The 23,747-nt window shown below is 73.4% G+C and carries 22 protein-coding genes; 15 read left to right on the top strand and 7 right to left on the bottom strand.

All coding sequences use genetic code 11. The annotated features are described in order from the left end of the window. Nucleotides 1-8: 8 nt before the first annotated feature. Nucleotides 9-878 (bottom strand): AraC family transcriptional regulator, encoded by an 870-nt coding sequence (locus tag AB0M29_RS05040; protein WP_365379047.1) that lies wholly within the window; start codon nt 876-878, stop codon nt 9-11. Between the two features lie 277 nt (nt 879-1,155). Here AB0M29_RS05040 and AB0M29_RS05035 point away from each other — a divergent pair, with 277 nt between their 5' ends. The 5 genes from AB0M29_RS05035 (at nt 1,156) to AB0M29_RS05015 (ending at nt 5,079) form a co-directional block, all read left to right on the top strand. Further along, nucleotides 1,156-1,476, top strand: coding sequence for an EthD family reductase (locus tag AB0M29_RS05035; protein WP_365379045.1), 321 nt, complete (start codon nt 1,156-1,158; stop codon nt 1,474-1,476). A 294-nt stretch (nt 1,477-1,770) separates the two neighbouring features. Beyond that, complete coding sequence (locus AB0M29_RS05030; protein ID WP_365379043.1) at nt 1,771-2,262, top strand: DUF2975 domain-containing protein; 492 nt, start codon at nt 1,771-1,773, stop codon at nt 2,260-2,262. Then, on the top strand, nt 2,262-2,483 hold the full coding sequence (locus AB0M29_RS05025; RefSeq protein ID WP_365379040.1) for a helix-turn-helix transcriptional regulator: 222 nt from the start codon (nt 2,262-2,264) through the stop codon (nt 2,481-2,483). The genes AB0M29_RS05030 and AB0M29_RS05025 overlap by 1 nt, the downstream gene beginning before the upstream one ends. A gap of 217 nt (nt 2,484-2,700) precedes the next feature. Next, complete coding sequence (locus AB0M29_RS05020) at nt 2,701-4,230, top strand: AMP-binding protein (RefSeq protein WP_365379038.1); 1,530 nt, start codon at nt 2,701-2,703, stop codon at nt 4,228-4,230. Nucleotides 4,231-4,269: 39 nt separating this feature from the next. After that, nucleotides 4,270-5,079: a class I SAM-dependent methyltransferase gene (locus tag AB0M29_RS05015; protein ID WP_365379429.1), complete on the top strand. Its 810-nt coding sequence runs from the start codon at nt 4,270-4,272 to the stop codon at nt 5,077-5,079. Between the two features lie 9 nt (nt 5,080-5,088). On the opposite strand, the gene AB0M29_RS05010 is transcribed toward AB0M29_RS05015, so the two are convergent. From AB0M29_RS05010 to AB0M29_RS04995, 4 genes are all read right to left on the bottom strand, one after another. Next, nucleotides 5,089-6,660, bottom strand: coding sequence for a carboxylesterase family protein (locus tag AB0M29_RS05010; RefSeq protein WP_365379035.1), 1,572 nt, complete (start codon nt 6,658-6,660; stop codon nt 5,089-5,091). Nucleotides 6,661-6,812: 152 nt separating this feature from the next. Further along, nucleotides 6,813-7,472: a response regulator transcription factor gene (locus AB0M29_RS05005; RefSeq protein ID WP_365379032.1), complete on the bottom strand. Its 660-nt coding sequence runs from the start codon at nt 7,470-7,472 to the stop codon at nt 6,813-6,815. After that, on the bottom strand, nt 7,469-8,641 hold the full coding sequence (locus AB0M29_RS05000; protein ID WP_365379029.1) for a sensor histidine kinase: 1,173 nt from the start codon (nt 8,639-8,641) through the stop codon (nt 7,469-7,471). Before AB0M29_RS05000 ends, AB0M29_RS05005 begins: the two co-directional genes overlap by 4 nt. Nucleotides 8,642-8,650: 9 nt before the next feature. Beyond that, entirely contained in the window at nt 8,651-9,226 is a 576-nt protein-coding gene (locus AB0M29_RS04995) for a PadR family transcriptional regulator (RefSeq protein ID WP_365379027.1), read from the bottom strand. Between the two features lie 91 nt (nt 9,227-9,317). On the opposite strand from AB0M29_RS04995, the gene AB0M29_RS04990 reads away from it, so the two are divergent. The 4 genes from AB0M29_RS04990 (at nt 9,318) to AB0M29_RS04975 (ending at nt 15,035) form a co-directional block, all read left to right on the top strand. Next, entirely contained in the window at nt 9,318-9,995 is a 678-nt protein-coding gene (locus AB0M29_RS04990) for an ABC transporter ATP-binding protein (RefSeq protein WP_365379025.1), read from the top strand. Continuing rightward, nucleotides 9,992-12,826, top strand: a complete 2,835-nt coding sequence (locus AB0M29_RS04985; protein ID WP_365379022.1) for an FtsX-like permease family protein — start codon at nt 9,992-9,994, stop codon at nt 12,824-12,826. The genes AB0M29_RS04990 and AB0M29_RS04985 overlap by 4 nt, the downstream gene beginning before the upstream one ends. A 61-nt stretch (nt 12,827-12,887) precedes the next feature. Then, nucleotides 12,888-13,433, top strand: a complete 546-nt coding sequence (locus AB0M29_RS04980) for a hypothetical protein (RefSeq protein ID WP_365379020.1) — start codon at nt 12,888-12,890, stop codon at nt 13,431-13,433. 237 nt (nt 13,434-13,670) lie between these two features. Continuing rightward, entirely contained in the window at nt 13,671-15,035 is a 1,365-nt protein-coding gene (locus AB0M29_RS04975; RefSeq protein WP_365379426.1) for a serine/threonine-protein kinase, read from the top strand. Between the two features lie 72 nt (nt 15,036-15,107). On the opposite strand, the gene AB0M29_RS04970 is transcribed toward AB0M29_RS04975, so the two are convergent. Further along, a complete protein-coding gene (locus AB0M29_RS04970) occupies nt 15,108-16,109 on the bottom strand; it encodes a zinc-binding dehydrogenase (protein ID WP_365379018.1) in 1,002 nt (333 codons plus the stop codon). 173 nt (nt 16,110-16,282) lie between these two features. Between AB0M29_RS04970 and AB0M29_RS04965 the strand changes: the two genes are divergently transcribed. The 3 genes from AB0M29_RS04965 (at nt 16,283) to AB0M29_RS04955 (ending at nt 18,213) form a co-directional block, all read left to right on the top strand. After that, complete coding sequence (locus tag AB0M29_RS04965; protein WP_365379015.1) at nt 16,283-16,987, top strand: SDR family oxidoreductase; 705 nt, start codon at nt 16,283-16,285, stop codon at nt 16,985-16,987. A 242-nt stretch (nt 16,988-17,229) separates the two neighbouring features. Continuing rightward, nucleotides 17,230-17,655, top strand: coding sequence for a VOC family protein (locus tag AB0M29_RS04960; RefSeq protein ID WP_365379423.1), 426 nt, complete (start codon nt 17,230-17,232; stop codon nt 17,653-17,655). 117 nt (nt 17,656-17,772) lie between these two features. Continuing rightward, nucleotides 17,773-18,213 (top strand): VOC family protein, encoded by a 441-nt coding sequence (locus AB0M29_RS04955; protein WP_365379012.1) that lies wholly within the window; start codon nt 17,773-17,775, stop codon nt 18,211-18,213. Nucleotides 18,214-18,244: 31 nt separating this feature from the next. Here the strand turns inward: AB0M29_RS04955 and AB0M29_RS04950 are convergent, their stop codons facing one another. Continuing rightward, nucleotides 18,245-19,849: a phospholipase D family protein gene (locus AB0M29_RS04950; protein ID WP_365379009.1), complete on the bottom strand. Its 1,605-nt coding sequence runs from the start codon at nt 19,847-19,849 to the stop codon at nt 18,245-18,247. Nucleotides 19,850-20,089: 240 nt separating this feature from the next. Here AB0M29_RS04950 and AB0M29_RS04945 point away from each other — a divergent pair, with 240 nt between their 5' ends. Genes AB0M29_RS04945 through AB0M29_RS04935 form a run of 3 tightly spaced genes read left to right on the top strand, consistent with a single transcriptional unit; the run spans nt 20,090 to nt 23,684 of the window. Then, nucleotides 20,090-20,593: a 2Fe-2S iron-sulfur cluster-binding protein gene (locus AB0M29_RS04945; RefSeq protein WP_365379006.1), complete on the top strand. Its 504-nt coding sequence runs from the start codon at nt 20,090-20,092 to the stop codon at nt 20,591-20,593. Further along, the gene (locus tag AB0M29_RS04940) at nt 20,590-21,591 is read left to right on the top strand and encodes a xanthine dehydrogenase family protein subunit M (RefSeq protein WP_365379004.1); all 1,002 of its coding nucleotides are present in this window, start codon (nt 20,590-20,592) and stop codon (nt 21,589-21,591) included. Before AB0M29_RS04945 ends, AB0M29_RS04940 begins: the two co-directional genes overlap by 4 nt. Next, nucleotides 21,588-23,684, top strand: coding sequence for a xanthine dehydrogenase family protein molybdopterin-binding subunit (locus tag AB0M29_RS04935; protein ID WP_365379001.1), 2,097 nt, complete (start codon nt 21,588-21,590; stop codon nt 23,682-23,684). Before AB0M29_RS04940 ends, AB0M29_RS04935 begins: the two co-directional genes overlap by 4 nt. Nucleotides 23,685-23,747: the final 63 nt, after the last annotated feature.

Here is a 23,747-nt window from a genome sequence, read left to right as displayed (position 1 = left end):
CCGGGCGTTCACGGGCGCCCCGCCTGCGCCTCGCGTCGCCACAGCGCCGGCGGCTTGCCGTACCGCTGCTTGAAGGCGCGGCTGAACGCGGCCTCCGAGGTGTAGCCGACGTGCTCCCCGACGGCCCCGGCGGGGAGGGAGGAGTTGCGCAGCAGGTCGGCGGCGGCGTCGAGGCGTACGTGCGCGAGGTAGGTGGCGGGGGGCTTGCCGACCCGGGCGGCGAACCGGGCGGCGAATGCCGACCGCGACAGGCAGCACGCCTGGGCCAGTTCCTCGACCGTCCAGTCGCGGCCCGGTTCGCGGTGGACCGCGCTCAGCGCCGGACCGATCTGGGGGTCGAGCGCGCCGGCGAGCCAGTTCGGTTCGGCGCCCGTGCCCGCGGCCCAGGCGCGCAGGATCTGGATGAAGAGCAGATCGAGGATGCGGGCGACCATGACCGCGGAACCCTGCGAGGGCGACCGCATCTCGATGAGGATCATCTTGCGCGCCACCTCGAGACCTTCCAGTGCCGGGCCGCCGGCGCCGCGCAGGACGATCACGGGCGGCAGGCTCGCCAGCAGATGGCTCGCCCGCGGGTCGCCGATGGCGAAGGTGCCGGACAGCCAGCGCGCCGACGCCGCTCCACCCAGGGGTGACCCGGCCCCGGACGCGCCCGCGTCGCTGATGTCGTGCCGGTCGCCGCGCGGCAGCAGGATGACATCCCCGGCACGCGCGCGCTCGACGTGCGGGGCGCCGTCGATCCGCAGCGCGACCTCGCCCTCGTCCACGAGGTGCAGCGCGCCGCTGCCGGAGAAGCCGACCGGGGACGTACCCGGCGGACCGTACGCGGCCATCCGCTCGCCGCTCAGCCGGACGCTCCGCAGCAACTCCGAGAGCACGTCGTACGGTTGTCCGTCCGCGTCGAGGCCGAGCGCCGAATCCCGGCCCGCGGGAGGATCGGCAAACTCATCCGGCGGATGGAGCAATTCGGCAGCCGGCTCTGGACGATCGGCAAAGTCTCCCGGCGGAACGATCATGGTCGCCTCCCGTTTCTCCGCCTAGGGTCAACAAACAGCGAGTGAATCGTACGGGTTCCGCGCACATCGCAGTTCCGATGCCTGCGCGGCGGGACCCGCTCATTCGCCTTCATGACGAAATGCCGAACGGGAGACATCCATGACCGAGCAGGGCAACCCGACCAAGATCAGTTTCGTGTACTCCAACCCCGCCGACCCGGACGCGTTCGAGGCGGCGTACTCCGAGCAGCTCGCCCTGGCGCGGAAGCTCCCCGGCCTGACCCGGCTGCAGGAGTCGAAGGTGTGGCCGAAGGAGGACGGCAGCCCCACACCGGCGTACCGGCTGCTGGACCTCTACTTCACCGACTACGCGGCCGCCAGTAACGCCGCGGCGGAAGCGGGCCCGCTTGTCGGCGCGACGCTCGAACATGCCACCGGAGGCGTGGTCATCGCATTCGCGGAGATCCTCGAAGACGCCTAGGGGCAAGCTTTCGCACCTCGCGGGAGAAAAGCCGCCCAGAAATTCCGGGTGGATCGACTTCAGGTGCCGGGTGCCGTGGACCGGCAAAAGCGCGAGAGCGGTCCACTTCCCGGTCGTATTCGGTGGAAGGGGGCCGCGTGGCGAAATGCCTGCCTTTCGTCGCGCGGCCGCCCCGTGCCTCGGGCCACCCCGCCGTCCGCGTGGTGGGGGGCCGCTGCCCACCTCCCTCCCGGCGCTTGCGTCACCTATCGAGATTCGATAGATTCCGATCGCAAGTCGATGGAGGGACGGGCCATGGGAAAGCTGATGGTGGGTGCGCTGCGCGCCGTGCTCGGGGTGATGCTCGCCGGCACCGTGTTCGTACAGGCGGGGATGGTGTGGGCGCTGGTCAGCGGGAAGGACGGGGAGGACGGGTCGCTCCCGCTGACCCCGCTGCGTGTGGTCACCATCCTGGGCATGGTGTCGGTCCAGGTCGCGGTGGTCTGCGTCTGGCGGCTGGTGTCGATGGTGCGACGCGGAACCGTGTTCTCCCACTCCGCCTTCCGGTACGTGGACATCGTGATCGGCGCGATCGTCTCGGCGTCCCTGGTGTGGTTCACGGTCACGGCCATCAACGCGCCGGGCCAGCGCGACGACCCCGGCGTCACCCTCATCATGGGCGCGGTCGGCGTGGCCATCCTGGGGGTCGCGCTCATCGTGCTCGTGCTGCGGATGCTGCTCGCCCAGGCCGTCGCGCGCGACGGCGAAGCGGTGCGGATGCGGGCCGAGTTGGACCAGGTGATCTGATGCCCATCGTCGTCGACATCGACGTGATGCTGGCCAAACGGAAGATGTCCGTGGGCGACCTCGCGGACCGCGTCGGGATCACACCCGCCAACCTGGCGGTACTCAAGAACGGCCGCGCCAAGGCGGTGCGCTTCGCGACGCTCGCCGCGCTCTGCGAGGTGCTCATGTGCCAGCCGGGCGACCTGCTGCGCTGGGAGACCGAGGACCCGGCGGGCGAATGATCCGCGCCACGGCGCGGGCCGTCAGCCCTTCGGCACCACCGGCACGGGGGCCGTCCGGTCCCGGCTGTCGTGCGCGCACGGCGGCACCCGGGAATCATGGAGGGAGGGCTGCCGGACCGCGGGCGTGACGAGGATCCGTGGCGCGGATCGGGTGCCGCGCCGGGGAGTCGTCCGCGGTCGTGCGGGGCAGTGAAGAAGGGGCGGAGAGGAGACAGCGATGTTCGTGCCGTTCGGCGCCAGGGATTTCCTCGATCGGGCGACGACCGTCTACGCCGACCGTATCGGGGTCGTCGACGAACCCGACCAGCCCGCCCGGTCGTGGGAGCAGGTCAGCTACGGCCGCGTCGGCGAGCTCGCCAGGGCGCAGGCGGCCGGGCTGGACGCGCTGGGTGTCCCGCAGGGCGCGCGGGTGGCGGTCGTCTCGCACAACAGCGCGCGCCTGCTGACCGCGTTCTTCGGCGTCAGCGGCTACGGCAGGGTGCTGGTCCCGGTCAACTTCAGGCTCTCCGTCGAGGAGATCGCCTACATCGTGGAGCACAGCGGGGCGGACGTGCTGATGGTGGACCCCGAACTGGAGGAGAAACTGGCGCCGATCCCCGCCGCACACCGCTTCACCCTCGGCGCGGAGAGCGACGAGACGCTGTACGCGTTCGGCGCCGAGCCCACGCCCTGGCAGCCCGACGAGAACGGCACCGCGGCGATCAACTACACCAGCGGCACCACCGCCCGCCCCAAGGGCGTGGAGATCACCCACCGGAACATCTGGGTCAACGCGATGACCTTCTCCGTGCACGTCGGCCTGACCGACCGGGACGTGTACCTCCACACCCTCCCGATGTTCCACGCGAACGGCTGGGGCATGCCCTTCGCCATGACCGGCGTCGGCGCCCGGCACGTCGTCCTGCGCAAGATCGACGGGGCGGAGATCCTGCGGCGGGTCGAGAAGCACGGCGTCACGGTCATGTGCGCCGCGCCGGCCGTGGTCAACGCGATCCTCGGGGCGGCGCAGGAGTGGGACGGTGAGATCCCCGGCCGCGGCCGGGTGCGTATCGTCGTCGCGGGCGCGCCGCCGCCCACCCGCACGATCGCCCGCGTGGAGACCGAACTGGGCTGGGAGTTCATCCAGATCTACGGTCTGACGGAGACCTCGCCGCTGCTGACCGTCAACCGGACGCGCGCCGAGTGGGACGACCTCGACCCCGAGGAGCGGGCGCACAAGCTGGTACGCGCCGGGGTGCCCGCGCTGGGCACCACCATGGACGTCGACCCCGAGGGGGAGGTGCTCGCCCGGTCCAACGTGGTGATGAAGAGCTACTGGCGGCAGCCTGAGGAGTCCGCGCAGGCCCTCGAGGGCGGCTGGTTCCGTACCGGCGACGGCGGCGCCATCGGGGACGACGGCTATCTCACCCTCTCCGACCGCAAGAAGGACGTGATCATCACCGGCGGCGAGAACGTGTCCTCGATCGAGGTCGAGGACACGCTGTTCCGCCACCCCGCCGTGGCGGAGGTCGCGGTCATCGGGGTGCCCGACGAGAAGTGGGGCGAGACGGTCAAGGCGCTCGTCGTGCTCGCACCCGGATCGCGGACCACGGAAGAGGAGCTGATCACCCACTGCAAGGAGCACCTCGCGCGCTACAAGGCGCCGACGTCGGTCGAGTTCCGCACCGAACTGGCGCGCACCGCGACGGGCAAACTGCAGAAGTTCAAGCTCCGCGAGAGCTACTGGAAGGATCAGCTAGGGTCGTGACGGGAGTCGATCTTCGCTGAGGTGGGGGCGCCGGTGTCCATGACGACGTACGACAAGAGCGAGCGGCTCATCTGGGCGGGCCGCGGACCCGCGTACGCGGGAAGCTTCGCCCGGCTGTGCGCCTATCCCGTGCCGGCCCTGCTCGGCGCCGCCGAGGTGGGGGCCGGCACCCGGATACTGGACGTCGGGACCGGGCCGGGTACGGTCGCCGCGGCCGCGTGCGCCCTGGGCGCGGCGGTGACGGCGGTGGACGCCGAGCCGTCCATGGTCGAGCTGGCCGCCCGGGCCGCGCCCGCCGCCGACGTGACCGTCGCCACCCTCCCCGAACTGCCCTTCGAGGACGGGGAGTTCGATGCCGTCGTGGCCAACTTCGTACTGAACCACGTGGGTCGGCCCAAGGTGGCCCTGGGCGAACTGCGCCGCGTCGTGAAGCCCGGCGGCCGGATCGCGTTGACGATCTGGGCCATGCCACCGGCCCCGGGACAGGCGCTGATCGGCCGGGCCATCGCGGCGGCGGGCGCGGTGCGTCCGCCGCACCTGCCGGCCGGGCTCGCCGCCGAGGACGACTTCCCCCGCGACGAGGACGGCCTGACCGGGCTGATGGCGGCGGCGGGGCTGCGCGAGGCGCGGTGCGAGTCCGTGCGCTGGGACCACCGCGCGAGCGCCGACGAGTGGTGGAGCGGACCCGAGGGCGGTGTGTCGTTCGGCGGGCACACCGTGCGGAGCCAGACGCCCGGGATCCGCGCCGAGATCAGGCGCCACTTCGACCTGCTCGGCGCGGAGTTCGCCGCCGACGACGGTGTGCTGCGGCTGCCGCATGCCGCCCTGCTCGCCCGTGCCCGACGCTGACCTCCGAGGTCACCCCAGGGCGTTCCAGAAGGCGCAGTGGTGGCGCAGGTCCGCCGTCCGGGTGGGGCCGATGCGGTCGGGTGCCAGGGAGAGCACCGTGTGCCGCGACCAGGGCGGTGACGAGGGGCCGTCGGGGTCGGCGGTACGGGCGAAGCGGGTCCAGTAGTCGATCATGGTGTCGGCCAGCCGGTGCTGAGCGGCCGTCAGATCGCGGGGGCGGCCGCCCAGGTCGAACAGGTAGGGCAGTTCGCTCGCGTGCGGCGCGCCGAGCGGGAACGGGGGAGTGCCGGAGGTGAGCGGCGGGGCGTGCTCGTCGGCGAACTCGTAGCGCCAGACTGGCACATGGGCGGCGAGCAGGCCGGCGGTGCGCGCGGTCGGGCAGGCGAAGTCGGCGTCGCCGATGGCCGCGCCGAACACCGGGCCCCCGTCCGCGCCGTGCACCGGGTACGCGCGGACGACCCGCTCCGGGGCGGGGAAGAAGGCGGCCGCGACGTCGGGCCAGGTGCCGGGGGTGACGGGGTAGCCCGCCTGGATGATCCCGGCGGCCCAGCCGTTGCCCTCGTCGTGCGTGCTGCCGAGCAGTACGGGCACGCGGTGGAAGCGCCCGTCGGCGATCGCCGCCGCGGGGTCGCCGGGGAGCAACGGGGTGCCGTACGCGGGCTGTTGATCGGTGTCCTGGGCCGCGAGCAGCCGGGGGACGTCCACCCGGCGCAGACACGCCGGCACGTCAGGGGCGGAGCCGCAGCCGAGCTTCACCGCCAGGTCGGCGCCGGTGGCACGCGCCGAGGACAGGGGCACGGCGTACGGGGCGAACGGCCGGTCCGCCGCGCCGGTGCAGGGGCCGCTCTCGATGATCGCCCGGTCGAAGAGCCCCGCGGCGGCGGGAGAGGCGAGCTGGGCGCAGACGCTGTAGCCGCCCGCCGACTCGCCCGCCAGCGTCACCTCGCGCGCGTCGCCGCCGAAGGCGCCGATCTCGGCGCGGACCCAGCGCAGCGCCGCCTGCTGGTCGGCCAGGCCGAAGGTGCCGGAGCCGGGCAGCCCGCTGTGCGCGAGGAAGCCGAGGGCGCCGATGCGGTAGTCGACGGTGACCACCACGACGCCGCCGCGGGTGGCCATGCGGTGGGCGTCGTAGGAGCCGCCCGCTCCGGTGGTGTAGCCGCCGCCGTGCAGCCATACGACCACCGGCCGGGGGTGCACCGGACTCGCCCCGTCGGGTGCGGTGACGTTGACGTGCAGGCAGTCCTCGTCGGTGCTGCCGCCCGGCACCTCACCGGCCGGCTGCGGGCAGGCGCTCGCGGGCCGGGTCGCGTCCCGTAACCCCGGCCAGGGGGCCGGGCGGTGGGGTGGCGCCCAGCGCAGCGCGCCGAACGGGGGAGCGGCGTAGGGGATGCCCTCGAAAGTGCGGTAACCGTCGTGGGCAGCGCCCCGCAGAACCCCGTCGTGGGTGCGTACGGTCGTGGCGGCGGCAGGCCGGGCGGCCTGAGCCGGTGGCGCCGCGGCGGTCGCGAGCACGGCGGTCAGGGCGCAGCCCAGGGTGGTCAGGAGGCGGTGCGTGCGCATGGTGTTCCCTTCGGTCGGCACTCCTCGACGCTATGGCCGCCGCCTCGGCGCGGGATCGGCCTCGGGAACGGGCCGCCACTGGGAGCGCGGGAGGAGCGCGCCCCGGTCTCCTCCTTGAGGAGGAGGCGGCCCCGGCGGGGATCGGACCTGCTCGTACGTGCACAAGGGGCGTGTCAGGGGCGGCGCGGTCGCACCAGGCCGTGGTCGTAGGCGACGACGACGGCCTGGACCCGGTCGCGCAGGCCCAGTTTGCGCAGCACCGCGGTGACGTGGTTCTTGACGGTGGCCTCCGAGCGGTCCAGCCGCTCGGCGATCTCCGCGTTGGACAGCGCCTGCCCGATCAGGGCGAGTACCTCCCGCTCGCGGGCGGACAGGCTGCCCAGGGAGGGCGGCGGCTCCGGGTCGGGCGTGGTGCGCAGGAAGCGTTCGAGGACGCGGTGGAGTACGGCGGGAGCCAGCAGTGCGTCACCGCGTGCGGTCGCGCGGATCGCGTCGACGAGTTCGGCGGGGCGGATGTCCTTGAGCAGGAAGCCGCTCGCCCCGGCCCGCAGGGCGGCCACGACGTGCGCGTCCACATCCCAGGTGGTCAGCACCAGCACCCGGGACGGGCTGCCGCACTCGGCGATCCGCCGGGTCGCCTCGATGCCGTCCACCACGGGCATGCGGACGTCCATCAGCACCACGTCGGGCGCCAACTCCCGCGTCAGCCGCACCGCCTCCTGGCCGTCGGACGCCTCGCCGACCACCTCGAGGTCGTCCCGGGCGTCGATGATCAGGCGGAATCCCGTACGGACCAGGGCCTGGTCGTCGGCCACCACCACACGCAGTGTCATGACGCCCGCTCCACCGGCAGCCGCGCCGCCACCTCGAACCCGCCCGCGGGCAGCGGACCGGCGCGCAGGCTGCCGCCCACCAGCCGTACACGTTCCCTCATCCCCACCAGACCGCGTCCCGCTCCCGCGGAGGCCGAACGCCCCTGCGGCGTACGCCCGTTGTCGACCACCGTGACCCGCACGCACTCCCCTTCTGCTGTCACGCGGACCCGCACCTCGTCGGCGCCGGCCGCATGGCGCAGCGTGTTGGTGAGGGCTTCCTGGACGATCCGGTAGGCCGCCAGGTCCACCGCCGCGGGCAGCCCGTCGGTGCCGCCGTCGCGGTGGAGGTGCACGGTCATCCCCGTCGCCCGTACGGCGTCCGCCAGTTCGTCCAGGCGTGCCAGCGAGGGACCTGGCTCCCGCAGTACCGCGGCGCCGTCCTCTCCGGTGTCGGGCCGGAACGCCCGCAGCAGCAGGCGCAGTTCGCCGAGCGCCGAGCGGGCGCCGTCCTCGATGGACCGGAGCGCCTGCCGGGCCTGGTCGGGGCGTTCGGTGAACACGTCGTCGGCGGCGGCCGCCTGAACGACCATCACCGCCAGGGTGTGCGCCACGACGTCGTGCACTTCGCGGGCGATCCGTGCGCGCTCCTCCGCCACGGCCCGGAGGGTCTCCGCCCTCGCTCGCGCCCGCTGCGCCCGGCGCCACTGCCCCGCGGTCCACGCCAGGCCCACCGCCAGCAGGTACGCCGTGAGCCCCGCGGGGCCGCCCGACCCGAACGCCAAGGGCGCGGGCAGGCACATCGCCGCGAGCGCGCGCAGCGACACCCGCCGCGGCCCGGTCGCCGACAGCACGCACAGGGTGAGCTGCGCCGCGAGCAGCGCGCCCGTCAGGCTCACCGCGGGCAGCAGCGCCCACACCGCGAGCCCCGCCGCCGCGTTCACTACCAGTACGGCGACCGGGACGCGCGTCTGCCACCGCAGGGCACAGACCTGCACGACGACCAGCGCCGCGGCCACGGGCAGCCGCCAGCCGCGCCCCGCGCCGGCGACGAGCACGGACGTACCGAGGACGGCGAGCACCAGACCGGCGGACCCCCACCACAGCGCCCGGACCGCCGCCCGCGACGGCACCTCGTCCCCCGAATCCGCGGCGAACGCGTCGTCCGGCTGCCTGCTGCTGCGGTCCACGCCCCGACCCTATCCAGCGTCGGCCGCGGTCTCCGGCGTGAAAGCGGTCTCGGCGGGGGCGGCCTGGGCGAGGGAAGCGAGGCGGGCCGGTGCGGAGTCGACGAGTTCGAGGTCGGCCTTGGTGTGCGCGATGGCCGCGTCGATGAGGAGCGAGACCAGCGGGTCGTCGGTGTGGGTGCGGCGGAGCCGGGTGAGGCCGCCGATCTCCGACAGGTAGGTGCCGCGCTGGGCCTCGACGAGCGCGGCGAGCGTCTCGGGCCCCAGGGACGCGGCGCCGTACAGCTTCAGGAAGAGTTCGTCGCGGTAGCCGCCGGTGCGTACCCAGGCGCTGGTGGCCCAGTCGTGGAGTTCGGCGCGCCCGGACGCCGTCAGGGAGTACCGGTGCTTGTCCGGCCGGTCGCTCTGCGGCACTTGGGAGCGGGTGATGTATCCGTCGCGGACCAGCCGTTCCAGGATCTGGTACAGGTGGCCGATGTTGAGGCCGCCCCACTGCGGGCCGACGGCCTGCTCGAACCGGGTCTTGAGCTCGTAGCCGTGGTCCGGGTTCTCACTCAGCAGTGCGAGCACCGCGTGGTGCAGTGGCATTTACAGACCTCCTAAGTTGTGACAATGTACCGCTACATTGCGGCAATGTAAGAGAGGCGGGCTGCCCGACGTGCACGTGACGCTGCGCGAAGTGACCAGGCGCTACCCGGGGTTGACGGCCCTGGACGCCGTCGACCTGACCGTCGAGGACGGCACGTCCGTGGCCCTGACCGGGGCCTCAGGAGCCGGGAAGTCGACGATCCTGCATCTGGCGGGCGGGATGGACCGGCCCGACGAGGGCACGGTGGTGATCGACGGCGAGGAGCTGACCGCCCGCCGTCTTGACGCCCACCGGCGCGCGACCGGCTTCGTGTTCCAGCGCTTCCATCTGCTGCCCGCCCTCACCGCGCTCGACAACGTCCTGGCACCGGTGCTGCCCCGGCGGGTGGACTTCGACCGGCGCGAGCGCGGCATGGAGATGCTCACCGCGGTCGGCCTGGCCGAACGGGCACAGGCCCTGCCGTCGGAGCTCTCCGGCGGCCAGCGGCAACGGGTGGCGATCGCACGGGCGTTGGTGAGCCGCCCCCGGCTCCTGCTGGCGGACGAGCCGACCGGGAACCTGGACAGCGCGACCGGGCGCGGCATCGTCGACCTGCTGATGAACCTGCGCGAGCGGTTCGGCATGACGATGCTGCTGGCCACGCACGACGCCGAAGTGGCCGCCTCCTGCGACCGTATCGTCCGCCTCCACGACGGCCGGATCGTCGCCGACGACGCCGTCGCGCCCGCCGCGGACGCCCTGGACCGGCTCGGCGGCTACCGCCCGTGACCGACACGCCTTCCCGGAACGGCCGGTCCGGTCTGCTGGGCATGATCGCCTCCCAACTGCGCCGCCGCCGCTCGCGCGCCCTCGCGCTCGGCGCGGGCACCGTCGTGGCCGCGACCAGCTTCACCCTGCTGACCACGGCCGTGAGCACCAGTCAGGCCGCCACCGTCGGGGTCGTCCAGCACAACGTCCGTTCCGCCTACGACGTCCTGGTGCGCCCGAAGGGCACCGAGACGCAGCTGGAGCGCAGCCGCGACCTGGTGCAGGCGAACTTCCTGTCCGGGATCTACGGCGGCATCGGCCTCGACCAGTACCAGGCGGTCAAGAAGATGGCCGGCGTGCAGATCGCCGCCCCCGTGGCCAACGTCGGCTACGTCATGGTGCAGAGCCACCTACGCGTCGACGTCTCCACGTACCTGAAGCAGGGCGTCGCCGCGCAGGCGTTACGGGTGCGGACCACCGTCTCCACCGGGACGCAGCGTGTGCCGGGCTCCGACGCATACCTGTACTTCTCGCGTACGCCGATCGGCACGGTCGACCACGTGGACGACCTGCCCTATCCCGGCCTGCAGGCACAGAAGTCAGGGAAGTCCACGTACTACGTCTGCTGGTACTACAACTCCAACAAGAGTGAACTCCTGATCAACGGCTACGGCGGCCCGCTCCAGCCGATCGACCTGCCCGAGGACCTGCGCGAGTGGTCGCCGTTCAACCCCGACATCAACGCCACCCTCACCTGCCGCAGCGGATCCCAGACCGGTTACGTCGACGTGCCCGTCAGCTACCCCGTGCTGCTCGCCGCGATCGACCCGGACCAGGAGAACCGCCTGATCGGCCTGGACCACGCCGCCGTGGGAGGGCGCGCGCTGCGCGAGGGCGACAAGCCGGTGTGGAAGACCCCCGAAGACACCAGCTGGTACTACGACATCCCGACGGTCTTCAGCAGCCGCGCGCTCACCGCCGGCCGGCTGGACGGATCGGTGGAGCAACTCGACGTGGGCGACCCCGCCGCGCTGGCCAGGAACCTCGGCGGCGTCCACGCGCACACCTTCCTCAACGGGCTGCACGGCACGACCGTCGGCAGCGTCACGGCGAATCTGAACGACGGCTTCCCCACCCGGGGCAGCTACGACCTGGGCGTCGACACCGACGAGTACTGGACGACCGGCCCGGTGCGGTACACCTCCTCGGGCGGTGTGCTCCACCCGGTGGTCACACCACCGCAGTCGAAGGAGACATGGCGGACCCGGGAGAACCGGCAGTTCATCCAGGCCGTGCCGGAGGAGAACAAGGGCACCCAGTTCCGCACGGTCACCCCACACCCGGGCGCGGTGTGCGTCGGGCTGCGCAGAGACTGCGTCGAGCAGGACTCCGGCAGGCTGCCGCCCCCGCTGCTGAGCATCGTCGGCCGCTACGACCCGGACAAGCTGCCCGGCTTCTCCGCGCTGAACGCCCTGCCCATGGAGACCTACCGGCCGCCGTCCGTCGTCGGCGCCGACGCCGCGACCCGCGAGGCCCTGCACGACGCCCCGCTCCAGCCCGACCGGAACCTGGGCGCCTACCTCAGCGCCCCGCCGACCCTGCTCACCACCCTCGACTCGCTGAACGTGCTCACCAGGAGCCGCCACACGCCCGGCGTCCAGGACACGGCACCGATCAGCGCCATCAGGATCAGGGTCGCCGGAGTCACCGGTGTGGACGCCGTCTCCCGCGCCCGGGTCAGCGCCGTCGCCGGCGAGATCCGCCGCGCCTACCCGGACCTCCAGGTCGACCTCACCATCGGCAGCTCGCCCGCCCCGCAGAAGATCGCGCTGCCCGGCGGGCTGACGGTCCGCGAGGAGTGGACCGCCAAGGGCGTGGCGCTGCGCATCCTCAACGCTGTCGACCGCAAGAGCGAGATCCTCTTCGTCCTGGTCCTCGTGGTGTGCGGGCTGTTCCTGTCGCAGGCGGCGCTGGCCTCGGTGCGCTCGCGGCGCACCGAGATCGGCACCCTGCGCTGCCTGGGCTGGAGCGGCGGCGAGGTGCTGCGGCTGATCGTCGGTGAACTGGCCGTGATCGGCGCGGTGTCCGGCGCCGTGGGCACCGTCTTCGCCTACGGTCTCGGCGCCGGGCTGGGAATGCGCCACGCCGCCCTGCGCGCCGGGCTCGTGCTGCCCGTCGCACTGCTGCTGACCGTGGTGGCCGGACTGCTCCCGGCGTGGAAGGCCACCCGCCTCGGGCCCCTGGACGCCGTCAACCCACCGGTCACCGGGTCCCGCCGCGCCGCCGCCGTGCGCTCGGTACGGGGTCTCGCGTGGTGCAACCTGCTGCGCACACCCGGCCGTACCGCCCTCGGCGCGGCCGGAATCGCCCTGGGCGTCGCCGCGTTCACCGTCCTGCTCGCCCTGACCCTCGGCTTCCGCGGCCAGGTCGCCGGCTCGCTGCTGGGCAACGCCGTTGTCGCGCAGGCGCGTTCGGCCGACTACATCTCCGTGGCACTGTCGCTGCTGCTGGGCGCCGCGGGCGCCGTCGACGTCCTGGTGCTGTCCCAGCGCGAACGCGCCGCCGACCTGGCGGTGCTGCGCGCCACCGGCTGGAGCGACCGCGAACTCGCCCGGCTGTCCCTCTACGAAGGCGCCCTGCTGGCCCTCATGGGCGGCCTCACCGGAGCCGTCGTCGGCCTCGCCACCGTCCTCCCCCTCGGCGCCGGCATGCTCACCGGCCGCCTCCCCGCCCTCACCACCGCGGCCCTCCTCGCCACCGCCGCCGCCGTCCTCCTGGTCTGCGCGGCCCTCACCCTCCCCATCCGCACGATGTCCCGCCTCGCCCCCACCCGGGTCCTGGCCGAGGAATGACCCGCCCGGCGACTACGCTCGTCCGGGGCGCAGCCGACGACGAGCCCGGCGGGGGGAGACCATGAGCCGACCACTTCTGTTCCTCGACGTGGACGGCCCCCTCAACCCCTACGCGGCCCAGCCCGAACGGCGCCCTGACGGCTACACCACGCTCAGAGTGCCCTTCCCCGCCGCCGCGGCGGAACACCGGCCCCTCGCCCTCCGCCGCCGGACACTGCGCGTCTGGCTCAACCCGGACCACGGACGGCACCTCCTCCAGCTCGACTACGACCTGTGCTGGGCCACCACCTGGATGGCCGACGCCAACCGCTGGATCGCCCCCGTCCTCGGTCTCCCCGAACTCCCCTTCGTCGACTTCGGCGACGCCCTGCTCCAGGACCGCCCCGACGGAGTCCACTGGAAGACCCCCCACCTCGTCGACCACGCCGACGGCCGCCCCTTCGCCTGGGTCGACGACGAACAAGCGGCCGCGGACCACACCTACGTGGCCGCCCACCACCACGCCCCCGTACTCCTCCACCACGTCAACCCGAGAATCGGCCTGCGCGACACCGACTTCCGCACCCTCGCCGACTTCGCGCGGTCGGTCAGCCCTGGCCAGGCGTGATCCCGGTCGGTGCGGCGGGGACAGCGGGGACGTTTACCCGGTCGCAGGCGGGTAGCCGACAGCTGACCGCGGGCCGTCCCTGGACGGCCCTCATGTGCTGGGGACGCGGCGGACGGCCGGTGTAAGGGGAGCGGGCCGTTCGCATGTCCGGTGGTGGTGACACCGCCGGCCCGGCAGGTGCCCCCGGTCCAGTCACAGCGGCTGGCCCCCGATGCCCGGAGGAGGGCTGGCGCGGTGATGCTGGCTGATCGCTATCGACTGGACGTGCCGCTGGGTCGCGGAGCCATGGGTGAGGTCTGGCGCGCGTGGGACACGCGGCTGGGCAGACCGGTGGCCGTGAAGATGCTGGCGGGTTCGGCGTCCGCCGCGGCTGACGCGGTGGCCCGCTTCCGGCACGAGGCACGCACCGCGGCTCGCCTCAGCAACCCGCACGCGGTGGGCGTCTACGACGTCGGGACCGCGGACGGCCGCTGCTTCCTGGTGATGGAGCTGGTATCCGGGCGCAGCCTGGCCGAGGAACTGCGCGAGGACGGCCCGCTGTCCTTCGCCCGCGTCGCCGAGATCGCCGCGCAGACCGCCGAAGGGCTGGCCGCCGCCCATGCGCGCGGGGTGGTGCACCGGGACATCAAGCCGTCCAACCTGCTGGTCGGCGAGGACGGTTCCGTCAAGATCGCGGACTTCGGCATCGCCCGGGGCGACGACGGCGAGACCACCGCCGCGGCCACCCTGCCCGGCGCGGTACTCGGCACGTGCCAGTACCTGTCCCCGGAGGCCGCCATGGGAGGCACCGCCGAAGGGCCCGCGGACATCTACGGCCTGGGCTGCTCGCTCTACGAACTCCTCACCGGGCGCCCGCCGTTCACCGGCGAGCACCCCGTAGCCGTACTGCGCCAGCACGTCGAGGACGCTCCCGTACCGCCGCGGCACCGGCGCCCGCGGACGCCGCGGGCGCTCGACGCGTACGTGCTGCGGATGCTCGCCAAGCAGCCGGGTCTGCGGCCCACCGCCGACGAGGTGGCCGCGTGGTTCACGGGCGGCGACTGGCAGGGGGAGCCGATGGCTTCCGAGGGGACCACCGGCGCGACGCGGACCCTGACCGATCTCGCCCCCGCGCCCGCCCCCGCGTCCGGCGGCCCGGCGACGACGCCCGCACGGACCCGCCGCCGCAGGGCACCCGCCGCGGGTGCGGTCACGGCGGCCGCCGCCATCGCCGCCGCGACCTTCCTCTTCACCTCGCCCATAGCCGACGGCGACTCACCGTCCGCGACCTCCCCTCAGACGTCGAGCCGTACCACCACCACGCCGCACCATGCCGCCCCGGCACCCGCCGCCGCTCCCGGCCGGCGCGGGGCGGTCCAGGCTCAGCGGCACTCCAGTGCCCGGCCGTCGGCGCACACGACCGCGACTCCGTCCGCGACCGCACCTTCCGCACCGCCCACCCACCGGTCGGCCCCGGCCTCCGCCTCGCCGCCGCCCACCCCGCACACCTCGGCGCCCGCACCGACCCCGTCCGGCACCTCGGCCGGTCCGACCACCCACCCCACGCCGACGGCCCCGCCGCCCACCTCGCCCGACGCGACCCCGCCCGGTGACGGCCAATAGGGGCGCCGACGGCGATGCGTTCCCGCGGCGGTCGCCGTCCGTACCGGTACGTGTGGCGGGCGCGCCGGGCGCCTAGTGGCGGACGCGGACGACGAGTTTGCCGGTGGCGCGGTCGTGCTCCATGTCGTCGTGGGCCTGCGGCACCTGCTCCAGGCCGTCGTAGACGCGGTCCACGGGGAAGGCCAGTTGGCCTGCCGCGACCGCGTCGAGGATCTCCTGGAAGGTCTCCCGGGGAAGGTCGGCGGCGTCGCCGAAGTAGCCCGACAGGCGCACACCTCTGGGCAGGTACTCGTTCGGGGAGAAGTCCCGCACGCTGTACTGGTTGGACAGGCTGCCGCCGAAGCAGGTCGTGCCGTGGACGCGGACGGCGCGGAGGGTGTCGGGGAGGGTGGGCGTGCCGACCAGGTCGAGGGCCGCGTCGACGCCGTCCGGGTAGAGCTCCCGCACGGCGGGCGCGACCTCGCCGGTGTCGAGCAGCGGGTGGGCGACGCCGTGCTCCTTCAGCGAGTTGAGGCGGTCGGCCCGCCGGGTGGTGGACAGCACGGTGGCGCCGCGCCAGGCGGCCAGCGCGGCGGCGGCCAGGCCCACCGAGGACGTGCCGCCGCGGATCAGCAGGGTCTGACCGGGCTTCAGGTCCAGGCCGATGGTGAGGGAGCCGTTGGCGGTCTGCACCATCTCGGGCAGGGCGCCCAGCACCTCCCAGGGCAGATCGGTGTCGACCGGGATGACCTGCGCCAGCGGCACCGAGGTGTACTCGGCGTAGCCGCCGTCGTAGGTGCGGCCCATGTCGCCCATCATGGCGACCACCTTCTGCCCGGGCACCAGCCCGCTACCGGCCGGGGCCGCGTCGACGGTGCCGGCGGCCTCGATCCCCGGCACCCGGGGAAAGCTGACGCCCACGCTCACCCCCAGCCGCAGCTTCAGCTCCGAGCGGTTGAGCCCGAACGCCTCGACGCGGATGCGCACCCAGCCGTCCCTCTCGGGCGGCAGCGGCAGCGTGCTCAGCCGCAGGTTCTCGACGGGGCCGGGTGCGGAGAGCCGCACGGCGCGCATCGTGGCCGGTGAGGACGTCATGGGCGTGCCTTCTTCCCGAGCTGGAGAGTCGATCACCGGTGATCAACAGGTGGGCACCGCCGCTTCATTCCCCGACGGCCGCCGAGCGCCGTGCTTCAGACGAGGTGGCCGGTGAGCGGAGTCAGGGTGCGCGTCCGGAGGCGTGTGTCAGTGGGAGGGGGAATGATGCCGTCATGGGAACCAGGGTCGCCGTGACGGGAGCTGCCGCGGGCCTCGGCTACGCCATCGCCGAGGAGCTGGTGGCCTGTGGCAGGACCGTCGTCCTGGTGGACCGTGATGAGGCGGCGCTGGGCGCGGGTGTCGCACGCCTGGGCGGCGGCAGCCGGGTCGCGGGACTCCTGGCCGATCTGTCGACCGTCGACGGCGTACGTTCCGCCGCGGGCGCTCTGCTGGCCCGTGGCGACATCGGAGCGCTGGTGAACAACGCGGGCGGGTGGCTGCCGGGCGAGCAGTATCCCGAGGCCGCGCCCGAGCGGTGGCTGGCGGCGCTGACGCTGAACCTCACCGCTCCGATGCTCCTCACGCAACTGTTGTGGCCGATGCTGTCCGCCGCGGCCGGCGCTGTGGTGAACATCGGTTCCAGCGGCGGCCTCGGCGACGCGGCCTACGGCTCGCCGGAGTACGGCGCCGCGAAGGCCGGACTTCGCCGCTTCACCACCAGCCTCGCCGGACGCGACGACGTGCGGGTGATGGCCGTCGTGCCCGGCTGGATCGGGCTGGAGCGCGGGCGCGGGCAGTGGGCCGCGCTGCCCCGGTCGGCACGGGACACGGCCGGTCCGCTCGTCCCGCCCGAACGGATCGCCGCCACTGTCCGCACGCTCCTCGAGTCGGGTCGCGCGGGAGACGTGGTCGAGATGCTGCACGGCGATCCGTCCTGAGCGGACGCGACGCGGAGAGGCCGCCAACCGGGGCGGTGTTCCGCCCGGGCGCGGCACCCGGGCACGAAAGCAGCCGCTTTCCGGCCGCCGGCCGACTCGGTCCGCGCGGCGCCGCGTCTCGGCCGCAGGTATTCGGCACTCCCGGATGTCGAGAACGCGGCAACGGCTCCGTCCCCGGGGTACCAGTAGCCGCAGAGCCGGCTGCGCGACGAGAAGGAGCACCCCCCGTGACGAATCCGAGGATGGACAACGTGGCCATCGTGGTCGACGACCTGGCGGCCGCCGTGGCGTTCTTCACCGAGCTGGGGCTGGAGAAGGAGGGCGAGGCGGAGATGGAGGGGATCGTGCCGGACCAGATGGTCGGCCTCGACGGGGTGCGCAGCGCGATCGTGATGATGCGGACGCCGGACGGCCACGGGAGGCTGGAGCTGACGAAGTTCCACGCGCCCGAGGCGGTCGCGGCGCAGCCGCCGCATCCGGCCCCCCACACGCTGGGCCTGCACCGGGTGATGTTCGCCGTCGACGACATCGACGACACGATCACCCGGCTGCGCCGCCACGGCGCCGAACTCCTGGGCCAGGTGGCGCAGTACGAGAACGTCTACCGGCTCTGCGACCTCCGCGGCCCCTCGGGAATCATCGTCGCGCTGGCCGAACGGATCGGTTAGGTCCCGCGTCCTCATGGTGTACCCCTCGCTCTCCCGCACCGATGTACAAAGTCGTCGACCGGCTCCGTCCCAGGGGCGGACAGAGCCACTGACACACCACGGGAAGGAAATTCGGGCATGGCGATCCAGCGGATGGACAACGTCCTCATCGTCGTCGACGACCTCGACGCGGTCATCGCGTTCTTCGTCGAACTCGGCATGGAACTGGAGGGCAAGGGGCCACTCGACTGGCCCGGGGCGGAGCGGGTCATCGGGCTCGAAGGCGTCCGGCAGGACGTGGCCATGCTGCGGGTGCCGGGCGGCCAGGGCCGGGTGGAGCTGGCGAGGTTCCACCGGCCCACCGCCATCAGCCCGGTGCCGAGCCCGGCACCGGCGAACACGCTGGGCATCCGGCGCGTGATGTTCGCCGTCGACGACATCGACGACGTGGTGACCCGGCTGCGTGCCCACGGCGGCGAACTCGTCGGCGAGATCGTGCGGTACGAGAACATCTACCGGCTCTGCTACGTCCGCGGCCCCGAGGACATCGTCGTCGGACTGGCCGAGGAACTCGGCTGAGGCCCGCGGTGCTGAGCCCCTCCACGAGCCGTCAGTACGCGTCGCGGCGCCGCAGCGAACGCGGGCGGCCGTCCGGGTCGGCGATGAGCCGGTAGAGCGGGTCGGCCAGCGCGGCCTGGCCGCGGGAGAGCCGGGGTGTGCGGTACGTCCGCAGGCGTCCCGGGGGACGCGGGCCGTGGCGGCCCGCGTCGTGCCACCGGTCCAGTGCCGCGGCCGACGCCGCGAAGGCGTGGAAGACGCGTTCGGGGTCGCACAGGGCGAGCGCGTCACCCGCCGGATCACCGTCGAGGTGTTCGAGGTTGAGGGCGAGACGCAGCTCGCGGGCGAAGGCCCGGGCGCCGTCGCCCAGGCCGCCCGGGTCGTCCGGCGTGCGGGGATCGCGGGTCTCGTCGACGACCGCGCAGCTGAGTTCGGAGTCGTGTGTCCAGGAGCGGCGGTTGACGTTGTCGGAGCCCACCGAGGCCCAGACGTCGTCGATGACGCAGACCTTGGCATGGACGTACACGGGAGTACCGGCGTGGTTCTCCAGGCTGTAGACGCCGACGCGGTCGCCGCCCGCGCGGCGCAGGAGGTCCAGCGCCTGGACGCGGCCGAGGAGGTTCATCGGCGTGCTGATCCGCCCCTCCTGGTCGGGTACCGCCGGGAGGACCGCGATCATCCGCAGCTGGGGGCTGTCGGCGAGGGCCCGGGCGAAGTGCGCGGCGACCGCCGTCGACCACAGGTACTGGTCCTCCAGGTAGATCAGCGCCCGTGCGCGCCGCAGGGCCTTGACGTAGCCGCGCGCGATGCTGCGCTCGCCCTCGGGGGCGAAGGGATACCCCTGGCGGCGCCAGGGGTACGTGCGCAGGACCTGGACGGTGTGCGGACCGCGCGGCGCGGGGTCGGGCGGCTGGTCCGGCAGCGGGTCGGCCCGGGTGTCCTCGTGGCGCAGCAGTGACCGCACGCGGCTGAACGGGCTGCGGCTAAGCGGCGCCGGGTCCTGCCAGCGCTCGCGGAACGTCGCCTCGATGTCGCCGACCGCGGGACCGCGGACGGCGAGCTGGAGGTCGTGCCAGGGCGGCCGCGGGCCGTAGGCGGGGGACATGGGCTGGGACAGGGGGTCGCCGCGGTGCGCGCCGTCGTCGTGGCGGCTGTGGCACAGGTCGATGCCGCCCGCGAAGGCGATGTCGTGCTCGGGGCGCCCGGGATGCCTGAGCACCACGAACTTCTGGTGGTGCGAGCCGCCGGGGCGTACCCGCATGTCGAGCAGGCACTCGCCGCCGGCCTCCTCGATCTCCTCGCCCAGGTGGTAGTTCTCCTCCTCGCTGAACTGGAAGCGGTCCAGGTGCGAGCGCCACACCAGGCCCTTGACGACCACACCGCGGCGCGCGGCGTCGCACAGGACCTCGCCGATCTCGCTGCCGGGGCCGGCCAGCGGTTCGTCCGGGTCGCCGCGCCAGTCGGTGAACAGCAGCAGGTCCCCGGCCCGCTGCGCCCGTATCGCGGTGAGCAGCCGCCCGAAGTAGACGGCTCCGTGGACGAGGGGCGTGACCTCGTTGCCGGTCGACCAGGCGGCGCCGCCGGGGTGACGGCGGTCGACCCGTGTCGCCGGGTTTCCCCGCTCACCGGGTGTGAGCAGCCAGTCGGCGAGCTCCATCCCTCGGCCCTCCGATCAGCGGCTGCGACGACTCGGCGGCGATCCCGAGGTCCGAGCGGCCCTTTTGGCGATGCGCCTGATGAGGGTCCGCTACCCCCTGGATCGCCGGACAAGCGCGGCCCGCGCACCGCCGGCTTCGGGTTAGGCCAGGGAGGCACCGTTCCCGCCGCCGCGGTACGCGGGGTGGCGGGGCGGGTAACGCACACGACCTCTCCCCGTGCGGTGAAGGAGTGGCGTGTCGTGGAAGTCGAGGTCGGTCTCCGGGTCAACGGCCAGGTGCGGCGGGTGACCGTCGACACCCGCACCAGCCTGCTGGACGCCCTGCGGGAACGGCTGGGGGTGACCGGTCCCAAGAAGGGCTGCGACCACGGGCAGTGCGGCGCCTGCACCGTCCTGCTCGACGGACGGCGGGTGAACAGTTGCCTGGCGCTGGCCGTCGCCCACGACGACACCGACATCACCACTGTCGAGGGCCTGGCCGACGGCGAGACGCCGCACCCGGTGCAGGAGTCCTTCCTGCGTCATGACGCCTTCCAGTGCGGGTACTGCACGCCAGGGCAGCTCTGCTCCGCGGTCGGCATGCTCGCCGAGGCGGCGGCCGGTTGGCCGAGCGCGGTGACCGCCGACCTGACGGCCCCGGTCGAACTGACCGCGGCGGAGATCCGGGAGCGGATGAGCGGCAACCTGTGCCGCTGCGGCGCGTACGCCGCCATTGTCCCGGCGATCGCGGAGGCCGCGGGGTGAGGCCGTTCGCGTACGAGCGCGCCGACGACGTGGCGGGCGCGGTCGCCCTGCTGGCCGGGAACCGCGACGCGGTGTTCCTGGGCGGCGGCACCAACCTCGTCGACCACCTGCGGCTGGGCGTCGCGGCACCGGATCTGCTGGTCGACATCGCCCGGCTGCCGCTGGATCGGATCGAGCCGCTGCCCGACGGCGGCGTGCGTATCGGCGCGACCGTCCGCAACGCGGACCTGGCCGCCGACCCGCTCGTCCGGGAGCGCTATCCGCTGCTGTCCCAGGCGCTGCTGTCCGGCGCCTCCGGCCAACTGCGCAACCTCGCCACGACGGGCGGCAATCTGCTGCAGCGCACCCGGTGCGTGTACTTCCAGGACATCACCACTGCCTGCAACAAGCGCGAACCGGGCTCGGGTTGCTCCGCGCTGCACGGATACCAGCGCTACCACGCGATCCTCGGCGCCTCGCCGGAATGCCTCGCGACCCACCCCTCGGACATGGCCGTCGCGATGGCCGCCCTCGACGCCGTCGTCCAGGTACAAGGGCCCGACGGTGAGCGGAGCATCCCGCTCACCGACCTCCACCGGCTGCCCGGAGACGAGCCGCAGCACGACACCGTGCTGCGGCACGCCGAACTGATCACCGCGGTGGACCTGCCGCCCCTGCCGGCCGCACTGCGCACGCGCTACCGCAAGGTACGCGACCGGGCCTCGTACGCCTTCGCGCTGGTGTCGGTCGCCGCCGCGCTCGACGTACGCGACGGGGTGGTGGCCGATGTCCGGCTGGCGCTCGGCGGAGTGGCGCACCGGCCGTGGCGTGCCGTCCGTGCCGAGCGGGAGCTGCGCGGCGCCCCGGCCACGAGGGACAGCTTCCGCCGCGCCGCGGAGGCCGAGCTCGCCGAGGCACGGCCGGTCGAGGGCAACGCGTTCAAGGTGCCGCTGGCCCGCAACACGCTGGTGGCGACGCTCAGGGCGCTGAGCGACGAGAGCGGGGAGGCGCCGCGATGACCGACGGGGACGCGTACGCCGCACCGCGCGCGATCGGCGCACCCCTCAGCCGGCTCGACGGGCACGCGAAGACCACCGGCACCGCGCGGTACGCCTACGAGCAGCCGCTGAGCGAGCCCGCGTATCTCCACGCCGTGCAGGCCACCGTGGCTGTCGGGCGGATCACCGCGATCGACACCGAGGCCGCCGAGGCCGTACCCGGCGTCCTCGCGGTGCTCACCCACCACAACGCGCCGCGGCTGTCCGACACCGATGACGCCGAGCTGGCAATCCTGCAGTCCGCCGAGGTCGGATTCCGCGGCCAGGTGATCGGCGGTGTCGTCGCCACCAGCTCGGAGACCGCCCGGTACGCCGCGAGCCTGGTACGGGCCACCTACGACGAACGCCCCCACGACGTGGAGCTGCGCGCCGACCGTCACGACCTGTTCGCCCCGGAGATCGTCAACGGAGGGTTCCTTACCGACACCGCGCAGGGGGACGTCGACAAGGCGCTGGCGTCCGCCGCGGTGACGGTGGACCAGTCGTACGCCACCGCGATGTACCACAACAACCCGATGGAGCCGCACTCCACGGTCGCGCTCTGGAGCGACGACCGGCTCACGCTGTACGACTCCACGCAGAGCGTGCACATGGTGCGCGACACGGTGGCACCGCTGTTCGGCCTCGCCCCGGAGCAGGTGCGGGTGATCTCCCCGCACGTCGGCGGCGGCTTCGGGTCGAAGGGGACGCCGCACGCGCAGGTCGTGCTCGCCACGATGGCCGCGCTGCGGGTTCCGGGCCGGGCGGTGAAGCTCGCGCTCACCCGGCAGCAGATGTTCTTCCTCGCCGGATACCGCACACCCACCCTCCAGCACGTCAGGCTGGGCGCCGACCGCGAGGGGCGGCTGTCCGCGATCAGCGTGGACGCGGTGTCGCAGACCTCGCGGATCAAGGAGTTCGCGGAGCAGACCGCCGTCCCGGCACGGTTCATGTACGCCGCTCGTCACCGCCGGACCACCCATCGCGTGGCGCGGCTCGACGTGCCGGTCCCGTCCTGGATGAGGGCGCCGGGGGAGTGTCCCGGGATGTTCGCCGGGGAGGTGGCCATGGACGAGCTGGCCGTCGCCTGCGGGCTCGACCCCGTCGAGCTGCGGATCCGCAACGAGCCCGAGCGGGACCCCGAGACGGGCAGGCCGTTCTCCAGCCGCAATCTCGTGGCCTGCCTGCGCGAGGGCGCCCGCAGGTTCGGCTGGGAGCGGCGGGCGCCGGAGCCGCGGGCGCGGCGCGAAGGGGACTGGCTGGTCGGGCTGGGCGTCGCGTCGTCGGTCTACCCGGTGCTGTGGCTGCCCGGGTCGCGCGCGACGATCCGGGTGGGGGCGACCGGCCGCTACACCGTGTCGATCGGCGCCGCCGACCTCGGCACCGGCACCTGGACCGCGCTCACCCAGATCGCCGCCGACGCACTGGAGGTGCCCGTCGAGCAGGTGGAACTGCGGATCGGGGACACCGACCTCCCCCGTGCCACCGTCGCCGGCGGGTCGTCGGGCATCACCTGCTGGGGCTCGGCGATCGTGCACACCGCCCGGCAGTTGCGCGACATCTACGGAGCCGCCCCGGCCTGGGGCGCGGAGGCCACCGGTGAGACGGGCGACAACCCGGCCACCGAGCGGTACGCGATGTACGCGTTCGGCGCGCAGTTCGCCGAGGTCCGGGTGCACGCGGACACCGGCGAGGTGCGGGTGCCGCGGCTGCTCGGGGTGTTCGCGGCGGGTCGTGTCATCAACCCGAGGACGGCCACCTCACAGCTCGTCGGCGGCATGACGATGGGGCTGTCCATGGCGCTGCATGAACAGAGCCACTTCGACACCCGCCTGGGCCAGGTCGCCAACCACGACCTCGCGGAGTACCACATCGCCACCCACGCCGACGTCGGGAGCATCGAGGCGTCATGGCTCGAGGAGGAGGACCCGCACGTCAACCCCATGGGGTCCAAGGGCATCGGCGAGATCGGGATCGTCGGCACCGCCGCCGCGGTCGCCAACGCCGCCTACCACGCCACGGGCGTGCGGATCCGTGAGCTCCCGATCACGCTGGACACGTTCCTCACCGACTGAGCGCGCCGCACGCGATACGCCCTGCGGTACTGGGCCCTGAGGCAGGGTCCTCGGGGGTTGACC

Source organism: Streptomyces sp. NPDC051976 (assembly GCF_040680795.1).
In the GTDB taxonomy this organism is placed as follows: domain Bacteria; phylum Actinomycetota; class Actinomycetes; order Streptomycetales; family Streptomycetaceae; genus Actinacidiphila.
Note: the sequence above shows the minus strand (reverse complement) of the source record. Positions and strands in the feature narration are given on the sequence as shown.